11 protein-coding genes are annotated in these 12,476 nt (G+C 72.0%); 5 read left to right on the top strand and 6 right to left on the bottom strand.

Annotated features, from left to right (window positions below; all coding sequences use genetic code 11):
- Positions 1-158: 158 nt before the first annotated feature.
- Positions 159-1,163 (bottom strand): aldo/keto reductase family protein, encoded by a 1,005-nt coding sequence (locus HWD93_RS14000; RefSeq protein WP_261647143.1) that lies wholly within the window; start codon positions 1,161-1,163, stop codon positions 159-161.
- A gap of 299 nt (positions 1,164-1,462) precedes the next feature.
- Between HWD93_RS14000 and HWD93_RS13995 the strand changes: the two genes are divergently transcribed.
- The 4 genes from HWD93_RS13995 (at position 1,463) to HWD93_RS13980 (ending at position 5,377) form a co-directional block, all read left to right on the top strand.
- Positions 1,463-2,407 carry a hypothetical protein gene (locus HWD93_RS13995; RefSeq protein WP_261647142.1) on the top strand — a complete coding sequence of 315 codons (945 nt, stop codon included), beginning with the start codon at positions 1,463-1,465 and terminating at the stop codon, positions 2,405-2,407.
- Between the two features lie 129 nt (positions 2,408-2,536).
- A complete protein-coding gene (locus tag HWD93_RS13990) occupies positions 2,537-3,097 on the top strand; it encodes a YceI family protein (protein WP_070416635.1) in 561 nt (186 codons plus the stop codon).
- 586 nt (positions 3,098-3,683) lie between these two features.
- Positions 3,684-4,250 (top strand): TIGR03086 family metal-binding protein, encoded by a 567-nt coding sequence (locus tag HWD93_RS13985; RefSeq protein WP_070416636.1) that lies wholly within the window; start codon positions 3,684-3,686, stop codon positions 4,248-4,250.
- Positions 4,251-4,450: 200 nt separating this feature from the next.
- Positions 4,451-5,377, top strand: a complete 927-nt coding sequence (locus tag HWD93_RS13980) for an aldo/keto reductase (RefSeq protein ID WP_261647141.1) — start codon at positions 4,451-4,453, stop codon at positions 5,375-5,377.
- Positions 5,378-5,434: 57 nt separating this feature from the next.
- Here HWD93_RS13980 and HWD93_RS13975 read toward each other — a convergent pair whose 3' ends face one another.
- Entirely contained in the window at positions 5,435-6,367 is a 933-nt protein-coding gene (locus HWD93_RS13975; protein ID WP_071295024.1) for an oxygenase MpaB family protein, read from the bottom strand.
- A 60-nt stretch (positions 6,368-6,427) separates the two neighbouring features.
- On the opposite strand from HWD93_RS13975, the gene HWD93_RS13970 reads away from it, so the two are divergent.
- Positions 6,428-8,113 (top strand): long-chain-fatty-acid--CoA ligase, encoded by a 1,686-nt coding sequence (locus HWD93_RS13970; protein ID WP_071295023.1) that lies wholly within the window; start codon positions 6,428-6,430, stop codon positions 8,111-8,113.
- Positions 8,114-8,157: 44 nt separating this feature from the next.
- On the opposite strand, the gene HWD93_RS19545 is transcribed toward HWD93_RS13970, so the two are convergent.
- The 4 genes from HWD93_RS19545 to HWD93_RS13950 form a co-directional block, all read right to left on the bottom strand.
- Complete coding sequence (locus tag HWD93_RS19545) at positions 8,158-9,162, bottom strand: EamA family transporter (RefSeq protein ID WP_261647140.1); 1,005 nt, start codon at positions 9,160-9,162, stop codon at positions 8,158-8,160.
- The gene (locus HWD93_RS13960) at positions 9,159-11,060 is read right to left on the bottom strand and encodes an amino acid transporter (protein WP_374115171.1); all 1,902 of its coding nucleotides are present in this window, start codon (positions 11,058-11,060) and stop codon (positions 9,159-9,161) included. The genes HWD93_RS19545 and HWD93_RS13960 overlap by 4 nt, the downstream gene beginning before the upstream one ends.
- Positions 11,061-11,164: 104 nt before the next feature.
- On the bottom strand, positions 11,165-11,485 hold the full coding sequence (locus HWD93_RS13955) for a hypothetical protein (RefSeq protein ID WP_261647139.1): 321 nt from the start codon (positions 11,483-11,485) through the stop codon (positions 11,165-11,167).
- A gap of 11 nt (positions 11,486-11,496) precedes the next feature.
- Positions 11,497-12,476: hypothetical protein (locus HWD93_RS13950; RefSeq protein WP_261647138.1), on the bottom strand; the 980-nt coding region annotated here is incomplete at its 5' end.

Genomic DNA, 12,476 nt, shown 5'->3' with positions numbered 1-12,476 from the left:
CTCGGAGTGGTTTGGGTGGGGTACAGACTTACGGATGGTTCTGCCAGTTTCGCGACACCCGCTGTTCACATGCGGGTCGCGGTGGACGCGCCCCCACGACGGACTGGAGGCGCGGTGCCAGCTGGCACCGCGCCTCCAGGTCGGAAGGGTGGTCGCGTCTACGCGGGGCGCGACGCCGGGCTGACGGTCTTCGACGCGTCGCGCTCCGGGATGTCCCCCAGGGCTGCGTCGATCGCCGCGAGGGCGTCGGCGTCCAGGCGCACGCCCGCGGCCTTGACGTTGTCGGTGACCTGCTCCGGACGGGACGCGCCGACGATCGCACTCGCGACGTTCTCGTTCTGGAGCGTCCACGCGATGGCGAGCTGCGCGAGGGTCAGGCCTGCCTGGTCGGCCACGGGCTGGAGGCGCTGGACGGCCTCGAGGACCTCGTCGCGCATGAACCGCTTGATCATGTCGGCGCCGCCCTTCTCGTCGGTGGCGCGGGAGCCCTCGGGGAGGGGCTGACCGGGCTTGTACTTGCCGGTGAGCACGCCCTGGGCGATCGGCGACCAGACGATCTGGCTGAGGCCGAGCTGCTTCGACGCGGGGACGACCTCGCCCTCGATGACCCGCCACAGCATCGAGTACTGCGGCTGGTTCGAGATGAGCTGGAAGCCGAGCTCCTTCGCGAGCGCGGCACCGGCGCGGATCTGCTCGGCGTTCCACTCGCTGACGCCGATGTACAGCGCCTTGCCCTGGCGGACGACGTCGGCGAAGGCCTGCATCGTCTCCTCGAGGGGGGTCTCGTGGTCGTACCGGTGCGCCTGGTAGAGGTCGACGTAGTCGGTCTGGAGGCGCTCGAGCGACCCGTCGATCGACTCCATGATGTGCTTGCGGCTGAGGCCGACGTCGTTGTGCCCCTTCGGCCCGGTCGGCCAGTAGACCTTCGTGAAGATCTCCAGCGACTGGCGGCGCTCGGCCTGCAGCGCCTCGCCGAGGACGGTCTCGGCGGCGGTGTTCGCGTACGTGTCCGCGGTGTCGAACGTGGTGATGCCGGCGTCGAGCGCTGCCCGCACGCACTGGGCGGCGACGTCGTTCTCGACCTGCGAGCCGTGCGTCAGCCAGTTGCCGTAGGTGATCTCGGAGATCTTGAGTCCGGAGTTGCCCAGGTACCTGAATTCCATGCTCCCGACGCTAGCGGGCTTCCCCGCCCCGTGAGGGGCCGTGCGAGTACCTGGGTGCGGGGGCGCTGCGCGCTGCGCGCGCGGGGTGGGCGCGGTGGGCGCGCCGGCGGCGGGGATGCGCGAGCGGGCGGAATACCCACGGGACCGCGCTGGGACCGGGGCCGTTTCGCCCGCTCGCGCCGCGCCTCCCGAGCCGCCCTCGAGCCGGCCATCCGTCCACAGATGGCCGCTTGCACCAGCCGTCCACAGATCAGGGCGGGCGCCACTCGCACGGTGCCACCGGCGGCCACGCTGGCCGCATGCACGTCGACGCGACCTTCCCGATGGCCCTCCGCGGCCGACCGTTCCGCGTGCGCGAAGCCCTGCACCGCGGCGTCAGCGTCGGCCGACTCCGATCACGAGCGTTCCTCCGCCCGTTCCACGGCATCCGCGCCTGGACCCGTCCGCAAACGCACGACGAGCGCGCACGAGCGGTGCAGCCGCGCCTGCGCCCGGACCAGGCGTTCAGCCACACGACCGCCGCAGCGATCCTCGGCTTCCCGCTCCCGCGCCGGCTCGAGCGCGATCCCCGCGTCCATGTGACGACGATCGGGACGGACCAGGCGCTCCGTGTCCGCGGGACGATCGGGCACCGCGCCCGCCGCGGCAGACTCCAGGTGGTCCACTCGGGCACCGCGGCGCTGACCCACCCAGCGGACACGTTCATCGCGCTCGCGACCCTCCTGAGCCGCGACGAACTCATCGTGGTCGGCGACGCGATCATCGGCTGGCTCGGCTGGTGCGACCACGCCGAACTGGTCGCTGCGGCTCGCCGCTACCGCGGAGCGAGGGGCATCCGTCGCGTCCGAGCAGCCCTCGCCGAGATGCGCCCAGGGTCACGTTCGCCCGGCGAGACCCGGCTCCGACTCGCCCTCACGCGGCGCGGTCTGCCACAACCGGCCCTGAACCACGACGTCGTGGTGGACGGCCGGTGGGTCGCGTGCGTCGATCTCGCCTACCCGGACGCCCGTGTCGCGATCGAGTACGAGAGCGACCTCCACCGCACCGACGATCGCACGTTCCGCAAGGACATCACGCGGGGTGAACACCTGAAGGACGCCGGCTGGTGGCTGCTGCGCGCCACCGCGGACGACGTGGGACCGGCGATCGAGGCGCTCGTGGCGCGCGTCCGTCGCCTCCTCGACGGCGTGTCGACCGGGAGGCACGACCCACGTCCGACACGCCGTCCAGCGTCATCGAGGTGAACATTGGTTGACGCTTCAACCAAACACGTGCAGAATGGGCTAGCATCAACTTCGATGCAGGCGCATGGAATCGTGGTTCCGCCCGACGCCTGCTCGGGAACGCAGTCCACACGCTTCGAAGGAGTCACCATGACGCTCACCGCCTCGACCATCCCCGGCTACCAGACCGGTACCTGGAAGATCGACCCCACCCACTCCGAGGTCACGTTCTCGGTCCGCCACCTCGCGATCAGCAAGGTCAAGGGCAAGTTCGAGACCTTCGACGCCACCGTCGTCACCGCCGAGAACCCGCTCGAGTCGACCGTCGAGGCGAACATCGACGTCGCGTCGATCAACACCGGCCAGGAGCAGCGCGACCAGCACCTCAAGACGAGCGACTTCTTCCTCACCGAGGAGCACCCGCAGCTCACCTTCCGCTCGACGAGCATCGAGGCCAAGGGCGACGACCTGCACATCGCCGGCGACCTGACCCTGCGTGGCGTCACCAAGCCGGTCGTCCTCAAGGCCGAGCTCGGCGGCTTCACGACCGACGGCTACGGCCAGGTCAAGTTCGGCGCCGAGGCCACGACCAAGATCGACCGCACCGAGTTCGGCGTGAACTGGAACGCTGCGCTCGAGGCCGGTGGCTTCACGCTCGGCAACGACGTGACGATCAACCTCGACGTGCAGTTCGTCCTCCAGGCGGCCTGACACCTCGTCCCTCCTGACCCGAAGGTCATCGCGTTGCGCGTGACCTGAGGGACATCGAACCGCACCACACTGCAGTACCCGAAGCGAACGGCCTGGCTCCTCCCCCACGGAGTCGGGCCGTTCGTCGTTGCTGGGGGGCTGGGGGGTGCGGGGCGCGCGTGGTCTTCTCGCTGGGCCGGTCGCTCGCGCGTCCCACCGTCGAGCGGGCGGAGTACGCGCGGTTCGCGGCACGTACCCGCCAGCTTCCGCCCGCTCGCCGCGACCGCCATGCGATCGGCTCCGTGGCGCGCGCCGGCGTCTCTGGTCGCGCGCGCCACCCGCGCCGATCGGGCGGATTCGGCACCGACGGACGTGGCACCCCCGCACATTTCGCCCGCTCGCCCGGCGACTGCGCGCAGTAGCGTGAGACCGCAGCGTCCGCCGACCGGCACCGGGCGACCGCCGCGGGGAATCGGAACCCGAGCTGGAAGGTTGCAGGGGAACACACGGGAACCCGCCTCCGGGCCGATCGTCGAACACCCACCAACACGCAGCACCCCGCACCCCGCACCCCGCACCCGCAGGACCCACGAACAGGAGCACCACCATGGCCACCGACTGGATCGCGCTGCAGGCACTCGCGGCAGCCGAGTTCGGCCGCCGCGTCGCCGCCGTCACGGACTGGGACGCGTCGACCCCCGACTCCGAATGGACCACCCGAGACCTCGTCCGACACGTCGTCGAGGAGCAGCGGTGGATCCCGAAGCTCCTGACGGGGTGCGACTACGCCCAGGCCGAAGCGGATCTCGAAGCGGTCGGCTCCGACCTCGCGGCCGAGTGGGCGAAGTTCGCGGCCGAAGCCATCGAGGCGTGGCAGAGAACGCCCGCTGACACGCCGGTGCACCTCGCCACGGACGTCGTCCCGGCGGGGCAGTACCTCACCGAGCAGACCAGCGACATCACGATCCACACGTGGGACCTCGCGCGGGCGACCGGCAGCGACGAGACCCTCCCGGACGAACTCGTGCAGGCCGTGTGGGAGCACTTCGAGCCGCAGATCGAGGACCTCGCCGCGACCGGGCTCTACGCCGCACCGGTCGACGTCGACGAGGACGCGCCGCTGCAGGTCCGCCTCCTCGCGGTCACAGGGCGCGATGCCAGGGTGGCAGCATGACCGAAACCGCCCGCTCGGCAGCCCCCGAAACCGCCCGCTCGGCAGCCCCCGAAACCGCCCGCTCGGCAAACCCCGAAACCGCCCGCTCGGCAAGCCCCGCAAGCCCGGCAACCCCCGAAACCGCCCGCTCGACAAGCCCGGCAACCCCGACCACCCGCCTCGGCGCCTCCGGCCTCCAGATCAGCTCCGTCATCCTCGGCATGATGTCCTACGGCGACCCCGACAAGGGCGCCCACGAGTGGAGCGTCGGCATCGACGAGGCCCGCCCCTTCGTCCGCCGTGCCTACGACCAGGGCATCACCACGTTCGACACCGCGAACGTCTACTCCGCGGGCAGCTCCGAGGAGATCACCGGCACCCTCCTCAAGGAACTCGCTCCGCGCGAGGAGGTCCAGGTCTTCACCAAGGTCTTCAACCGCATGCGCCCGGGCCCCAACGGCGCCGGACTCTCGCGGGCGGCGATCATGCACGAGATCGACGCCTCGCTGACCCGCCTCGGCACGGACTACGTCGACCTGTACCAGATCCACCGCTTCGACCCGCACACCCCGGTCGAGGAGACGATGGAGGCCCTCCACGACGTCGTGAAGTCGGGCAAGGCGCGCTACATCGGCGCGAGCAGCATGTGGGCGTGGCAGTTCGCCGAGATGCAGCACGTGGCCGACCTGAACGGCTGGACGCGGTTCGTCAGCATGCAGGACCAGTACAACCTCCTCGAACGCGAGGAGGAGCGCGAGATGCACCCCTTCTGCGCCCACACCGGCGTCGGCGTGATCCCGTGGAGCCCGCTCGCCCGCGGCAAGCTCACCCGCCCCTGGGACGCGCAGGGCTCCGGCAGCCGGGCCGACACCGACGAGTTCGGCAAGACGCTCTACAAGCAGGACGAGGACGCCAACCGCGCGATCGTCGACACGGTGCAGCAGGTCGCCGAGGCGCACGACGCGAGCATGGCGCAGATCGCCCTCGCGTGGGTGATGCGACAGCCGGCGGTCTCCGCCCCGATCGTCGGCGCGACGAAGGAGCACCACATCGACGACGCGGTCGCTGCGACGACGATCGAGCTCACGGACGACGAGGTCACCCGTCTCGAATCCGCGTACACACCCCGGGTGCCGTCCGGTTTCTGACGCACCCACCGGACGGACGGGAGGCGCGGTGCCAGCTGGCACCGCGCCTCCTGGCCGTCAGACGGTCGCGTCCGGAATCCGCCGCTCGCCGCCCAGCCGCGCGATCCGCACGAGCGCCGCGCGCTCCGTCCCCGGCTGGTGCCCGAGCACGGCACCGATGCCGTCGAGCACCACGCCCGCGGTCCGCCGGACCGGGAACTCCACCGGCCCGACCGCAGGCGTCCGCAACCCGAGCATCGAGCGGTGCCGCGGATCCAGGGAGACGACCGCGCCGTCGAAGAGCGCCCGGTACCCGGGGCGCAGCAGGCGTGCGAGGGGCGGGTCCTTGATGAACCGGACGACGTCGAGCGTCCGTGCGGTCGCGACGAGTTCCCCGCGGTCGAGGTACCCGTTCATCTGGGCGCGGAGCTCGGCGTCGGACTCGGGGGCGTCCTCGACGCCCATCAGCCGGCCGGCGATCGCCCATTCGCGGACGTAGGCGTCGGCACCGCCGGGGATGGGTTCGCCCCACAGCTGCGCACTGCGGAGGAAGGCGTCGGTGAACGCGAGGTGCACCCACCGGGCGAGGTCCGGGTCGTTCGCGGCGTACGGCTTCGTGACCCCGTGTCCGTCGACGTACTCGCCACGGACGCGCTCGTGGAGCTTCCGGACCCAGGCGCTCGCGGACCGGGCCGCCGTGGTGTCGCCGTGCGAGACCGTGTAGATCCAGCGGATCGTGCCGGCGAGGCGGCCGAACGGGTCCTCGCGGTAGCGGGAGTGGTCGGCGACGCCGGCGAGCGCCCCCGGGTGGAGCGCCTGGACGAGCAGGGCGCGGACACCCGCGAGGATCGTCTGCTTCCCACCGTGCACCGACCAGGTGGCGGAGCCGGGCCCGAAGAACCCGGCGTCCGTGCCCTGTTCGAGCTCGTCGATCCAGGCCGGGCGCTCCGTCGCACCACCGGTGAACGTGTCGTTGAGACGGGATCGGAAGGCATCGGCGACAGAGGGCATGACGCCATCGTCCGTCGTGCCCCTGACAACGCGCTCGGGTGGCCCGCTAGGTTGGTCGGCGTGAGCATCGACACGCCTCGTCCCTGGCTTGCCTCGTACGCCCCGGGGGTCCCGCACGACATCGACGAGCCGACCGGCTCCCTGTACGACATCGTGGAGGGGTCCGCCAGGCGCTTCCCGAAGAAGGTCGCACTCGAGTTCTTCAAGCGGACGACGACGTACGCCGAGCTCGAGGAGCAGATCCTCCGGGCGGCGAACGGCCTCCGCAAGCTCGGGGTGACCGCCGGCGACCGGGTGGCGATCGTGCTGCCGAACTGCCCGCAGCACATCGTGGCCTTCTACGCCGTGCTCCGCCTCGGCGCCGTGGTCGTCGAGCACAACCCGCTGTACACGCCTCGCGAGCTCCGCCACCAGTTCGAGGACCACGGCGCGAAGGTCGCGATCGCGTGGGACAAGTCGGTGGCGACGCTGCAGGACTTCCCCTCGGACGTGAAGCTCGACGCGATCGTCTCGGTCGACCTCACCCGCGCGATGCCGCGTGGAACCCGGATCGCGCTGTCGCTGCCGGTCGCGAAGGCCCGCGAGTCCCGGGCGAAGCTGACCACCACGGTGCGCGGCACGACGCCGTGGGACGACCTCGTGTCGAACCGGAAGCTGTCGAAGCGCCACCCCCGACCCGCCACCGACGACGTCGCCCTGATCCAGTACACGTCGGGCACGACGGGCGTGCCGAAGGGTGCGGTGCTGTCGCACGGCAACCTCATCGCGAACGCCGCACAGGCCCGGGCGTGGGTCCCGCAGATCCAGCCCGGAGACGGCAGCGTGGTCTACGCGGTCCTGCCGATGTTCCACGCCTACGGCCTGACGCTCTGCCTGACCTTCGCGATGAGCATGGCCTCGCGGCTCGTGCTGTTCCCGACGTTCGACCCGGCACTCGTGCTCGCTGCGATGAAGAAGCACCCGCCGACGTTCCTGCCGGCGGTGCCCCCGATCTACGCGCGGCTGCAGCACGCGGCGGACTCCGCGAAGGTCTCGCTCGAGGGGATCGAGATCGGCATCTCCGGGGCGATGGCGCTCTCGAAGGAGGTCGTCGAGCCGTGGGAGGCCCGCACCGGCGGCTACCTCGTCGAGGGCTACGGCCTGTCCGAGTGCTCCCCCGTCCTGCTCGCGAACCCGGTGTCCCCGGCCCGGCGCCTCGGGTCGATCGGCCTGCCGCTGTCCTCGACCGAGGCGCGGGTGGCCGACCCGGACGACCCGACGAAGGTCCTCGGGACCGACGAGCCGGGCGAGCTCCAGGTCCGCGGGCCCCAGGTCTTCCGTGGGTACTGGGGCAAGGCCGAGGCCACCGACGAGGTCTTCACGCCGGACGGCTGGTTCCGGACCGGTGACATCGTGGCGATCGACGCCGACGGGTACGTCCGGATCGTCGACCGTCTCAAGGAGCTCATCATCACCGGCGGGTTCAACGTCTCCCCGACCGAGGTCGAGGACGCCCTGCTCAAGCACCCGAGCGTGCGCGAGGTCGCGGTCGTCGGGATCACCCAGGCCGGCAACGAGCAGGTCGTCGCGGCCGTCGTGCCGAAGGACCCCGCGACGTTCGACGCCGATGCCCTGCGGGCGTGGTCGCGCGAGCACCTCGCCGCGTACAAGGTGCCCCGCCGGGTGGTCGTGGTCGAGGACCTGCCGCGCTCGATGATCGGCAAGGTGCTGCGGCGGAAGGTGCGCGACCAGATCCTCGGCGAGTAGCGGCGAACCCCTGGCGGCGCGCCCCTGGCGGCGCGCCCGTACCGCTAGGCGCGCGTCCGCTCCGGCACGGCCAGGACCGCCAGTCCGACGACCACCAGCCCGATGCCGACCCAGCCTCCGGTACCGACGTGCTCCCCCACCACGAGCACGGCGAGCACCGCGGCCACGACGGGCTCGAACAACGACAGCAGCGTCGCGACCGAGGCGCTCACGGACCGCAGCCCGACGGCGTACAGCGAGTGGCCGAGCACCGTCGGCACGAGCGCGAGGTACAGGAACACCGGCCAGTTCGCCGCGACCCCGAGCGACGCCTGCCCGCCCACGACGGCGAGCACCACGAGCGGGAACACCGCGAGCCCGAACACCGCCCCGACGAGTCCACGCTCACCCGGCAGCGACGCGCGAGCCAGCAGCGAGGCACGATCCGCCACGGACACACCGCCGGGCAGCGCGACGGGAAGGGGCACCGCACGCATGCCCCGCGCGACCGCCCACGAGTACAGCGCGTACGTCAGACCGGCGAGCAGCGCACTCCCGAGGCCGAGCACGAGCGACCCGTCCCGATCGGAACCACCCGACGCGCCCGCATGCTCGGAGGACCGCGCGAGCGTCACGACGACCATCCCGACCACGCTCACCAGGGTGGCGACGACCCACTTGCGCGTGACGCGCCTCCCGTCCGCCACCCACTCGACGAGCCCCGCGAACACGGGCGACGACCCGATGGCCACCGTCGTGCCCAGCGCGACGCCCGCGTCGGCGAGAGCCGCGTAGAACGCGACCGCGTAGACGACGAGCGACGCCGCGCCGAGCAGCGCCCAGCGACGGCTCGCCGGGTCGGCGACCGCGCGGAGCGTGCCGCGACCGGCGCCGAGGGCGAGGACGATCCCGCCGAGGCCGAACGTCACGGCCCCGAACACGAACGCGGGGACCCCGGGCGCGAAGTGCGTCGCGGTGCCGGTGGTCCCCCACACGGCCGCGGCGACGAGGACCGCCGCGAGCCCGCCGACGGGCCTGGAGGCGCGGCTCGCGTCCGCCCCGCCCGTCACGACACGTGGACGCTCGGTCGGCGGTTCACGTCCGGCTCCGCCTCGCGCAGCACCTCGCGCGTCACGGGCGCGACGTCACCGACGCCGGTGAACACGAAGCGGATGGCGTTGCGGATCGGGCTGCCCTCGTTCCACTCGAAGTAGATGCTCGGGACGACGCCGGCGATGTCCCGGATCGCGAGGAGCGTCGACGCGATCGTGTTCGGCACGTTGCCCGACCGGACCTTGAGCACGCGGTGCCCGTGGATGACGTGGCCCTCGACGACGAGGTCCTCCTCGAAGTCGGAGGAGTCGGCGGGCAGGACCTCGAGGAACATCGTCGGCACGCGGGCGGGGATGCCGGAGTCGCGGCGTTCCTCGCGCCCCTTCGACCGGTACGCCTCGGCCGTGCCGGCACCCGGTTCGTTCGCGATGATGCAGACCGAGCTGAACTGGTCGGCGTCGGCCTCGATGAACTGCCGGGCGGTGGCGTCGAGCTCGATCGACGACGCACGGAGCTCGAACGACCGGCGGACGCGGGAGACCAGCGAGACCACCACGATCGCGATGATGAAGATCGCGGCGATGCGGACGCCGTCCGGCCGCTCGATGACGTTCGCGACGGTCGTGTACACGAAGACCACGGCGATGATGCCGAACCCGATCGTGCGCTTCTTCTGCTGCTTGCGTCGGGCCGACAGGGTCACCGCGACCGCGGCGCTCGTGATGAGGACGAGCACGCCGGTGGCGTAGGCGCCGCCCTGCGCGTCGACGTTCGCCTGGAAGATGATCGTGATCACGAAGGCGATGAGCGTGAAGATGATGACGAGCGGCCGGGTCGCCCGCGCCCACTGCGGCGCCATGCCGTAGCGGGGCAGGAACCGGGGCACGAGGTTGAGCAGACCCGCCATCGCACTCGCACCGGCGAACCACAGGATCGCGACCGTCGAGAAGTCGTACACGGAGCCGAACACGCCGCCGAGGTACTCGTGCGCCAGGTACGCCAGCGCCCGGCCGTTCGCGCCGCCGCCCGGCTGGAACTCCTGCTGCGGGATGAGGAAGGTGGTGACGATCGACGAGGTGATGAGGAACGAGCTCATGATGACCGCGGCGACGGTGAGCAGGCGCTTCGTCCCGCGGATCCGCCCCTCGGGTCGGGCGCTCGTGTCGTCGGACGCGTCGCCGCGCACCTGCGGCATCACCGCGACGCCGGTCTCGAAGCCGGAGAGGCCCAGCGCGAGCTTCGGGAAGACGATGAGGGCGATGCCGATCATCACGAGCGGGTTGCTGTGCTGCGCGGTGAGGCCGCTCCACCAGTCGCTCGCCACCATCGGGTTCTCGAACACGTGCCACAGGGACACCCCGACGACGACCGCGTTGAGCAGCAGGTACACCGCGACGAGCGCGACCGCGATGCCGATCGCCTCCTTGAAGCCGCGGAGGAACACCACCCCGAGCAGGAGCAGCAGCGCGAGCGTGAGCGGCACCGGGATCTCGGTGAACCAGTGCGGCGTGAAGGGGTTCTCCGCGATGTGCGCCGTCGCGTCCGCCGCGGACAGCGTCATCGTGATCATGAAGTCCGTCACCGCGAACCCGAGGAGCACGAGCACGAAGAGCTTGCCGGCCCACCAGGGCAGGAGCTTCTCGAGCATCATGATCGAGCCGGCGCCCCGGAAGCTGTCCTGCGCGACCCGGCGGTACACCGGCAGGGCGCCGAACAGCGTGACGAGCACGAGCACGATCGTCGCGATCGGCGACAGGAGCCCGGCGGCGAGCGCGGCGATCGCGGGCTGGTACCCGAGCGTCGAGAAGTAGTCGACGCCCGTGAGGCACATGACGCGCCACCACGAGTGGGTCTTCTCCACCTCGACCTGGTGCGGGCCCTGGTGCGAGGCGCCCTGGTCGGCCCCGTGCAGCATCCAGCGACGCACACGGGTGCTTCGGTCGAGGGGAGGCTCGGTCGCGTCGCGTTCCGCGGCCCGCTCGGCGTCTGTCGCGGTCACGGACACGATCGTAGGCCGTCCTAGCGCCGTGGTCTCGCGATCACCGCCGCGACACCGGCCACCACGAGCAGGACCCCGGCGGTCAGGCAGGCCCCGAGCAGGAGCGTCATCGGGTCGACGGTGAACCACGGCAGGGCGCTCACGGCCATCGCGGCGGCGAACACGAGGAGGACGACCCCCCAGAAGACCGTGCCGAAGCGGGGTGCACGGCGCGGGCGGCGAGCGGGTGCCGGGACCCCGTCGAACGGGGTGGTCGGGGTGGTCGGGGTGGTCGGGTCGACCGGTGTGGTCCGGTCGTCGGGGGTGGTCCGGTCGTCGGGGGTGGTCTCGTCGTTCGTCATCGTCTCGTTCCTCACTGGTCGACGGTCACGGCGCGCGGCACGTCGACGCCACCGCCGATGACCCACACGTGCACGGTCGTGGTCTCGGCGGCGTCCGCCGATCGCGCTGCCCGGTTCTCGACGGTCGTCGTGCCGAGCGCGCCACCGAGGCCGTCCTCCGCGTCGTCGTCCGGACGCAGCTCGACGCCGTACCCGATGCCGCTCACCCGGACCCGGACGGGTGCGTCGGTCGGCAGCTGGACCTCGGCTCCCCCGGCTCCGAGCCAGAGGTTCACCGTCCCGCCGCCGTCGGCCTCGTCGAGCCCGCGGAGGTCCAGCGTCGGCCCACCGACCACCATCGCGTAGTTCCGCTCGGTGCCCGGCCGCACGTCGTCCACCCGCCAGGTGGTCCCGCCGACGACGGTGACCTGCGTGCCGGTCGGCAGCACCCCCGTCACGACGAGCGCGACGACCCCGATGGTCGAGAACAGCCCGAGGCCACCGCTCTCCCGTCCGCGCACGCCGGCCACGACGGTCGCCACGGCGAGCACGGCGACCGCGGCGGCGATCCCGAGCACCGGCACGGGCAGGTCGGTCTGCTGCGCCCACACCGCGACGCCGGCTCCGACGACGAGGGCGAGGCCCAGGCTCACGGCGACGTACCCGGCACCGGGGAGCCGGTCGGCTCGCTCCGCTCGCCGTTCCGCCTGCCGCTGCCGTTCCGCGCGCATCCGCTCGGTGTGCTGACGGTGTCGGTCCGCCGCGGAGGTCGTGTCCCACTGCCAGGAGGCGCTGCTCGCCCCCGCCGCGGACCCACCGGGAGCGACGTGGTCGGGTCCACCCGCCGTCGTCGCGCCCGTCGCCGCCCACGGCGTCGGCGCGGGGTCGTCGGCACTCGTCCAGAAGTCGCGCCGCGTGCCCGGCTCCGCCGGCTCGCCGTGCGCCGCCTGCTCACCGGCCGCCGCCGGCCCGCCGGCCGCCGACTGCGAGCCCCGGCGCGCCAGCACCACCA

It is taken from the genome of Curtobacterium sp. C2H10, from assembly GCF_025407985.1.
Classification (GTDB): domain Bacteria; phylum Actinomycetota; class Actinomycetes; order Actinomycetales; family Microbacteriaceae; genus Curtobacterium.
Note: the sequence above shows the minus strand (reverse complement) of the source record. Positions and strands in the feature narration are given on the sequence as shown.

Coding starts and splice junctions, on each gene's coding strand:
- HWD93_RS14000 (WP_261647143.1), bottom strand. CDS start 1,163: ATGGAATTCAGGTACCTGGGCAACTCCGGACTCAAGATCTCCGAGATC.
- HWD93_RS13995 (WP_261647142.1), top strand. CDS start 1,463: ATGCACGTCGACGCGACCTTCCCGATGGCCCTCCGCGGCCGACCGTTC.
- HWD93_RS13990 (WP_070416635.1), top strand. CDS start 2,537: ATGACGCTCACCGCCTCGACCATCCCCGGCTACCAGACCGGTACCTGG.
- HWD93_RS13985 (WP_070416636.1), top strand. CDS start 3,684: ATGGCCACCGACTGGATCGCGCTGCAGGCACTCGCGGCAGCCGAGTTC.
- HWD93_RS13980 (WP_261647141.1), top strand. CDS start 4,451: ATGATGTCCTACGGCGACCCCGACAAGGGCGCCCACGAGTGGAGCGTC.
- HWD93_RS13975 (WP_071295024.1), bottom strand. CDS start 6,367: ATGCCCTCTGTCGCCGATGCCTTCCGATCCCGTCTCAACGACACGTTC.
- HWD93_RS13960 (WP_374115171.1), bottom strand. CDS start 11,060: ATGCTGCACGGGGCCGACCAGGGCGCCTCGCACCAGGGCCCGCACCAG.
- HWD93_RS13955 (WP_261647139.1), bottom strand. CDS start 11,485: ATGACGAACGACGAGACCACCCCCGACGACCGGACCACCCCCGACGAC.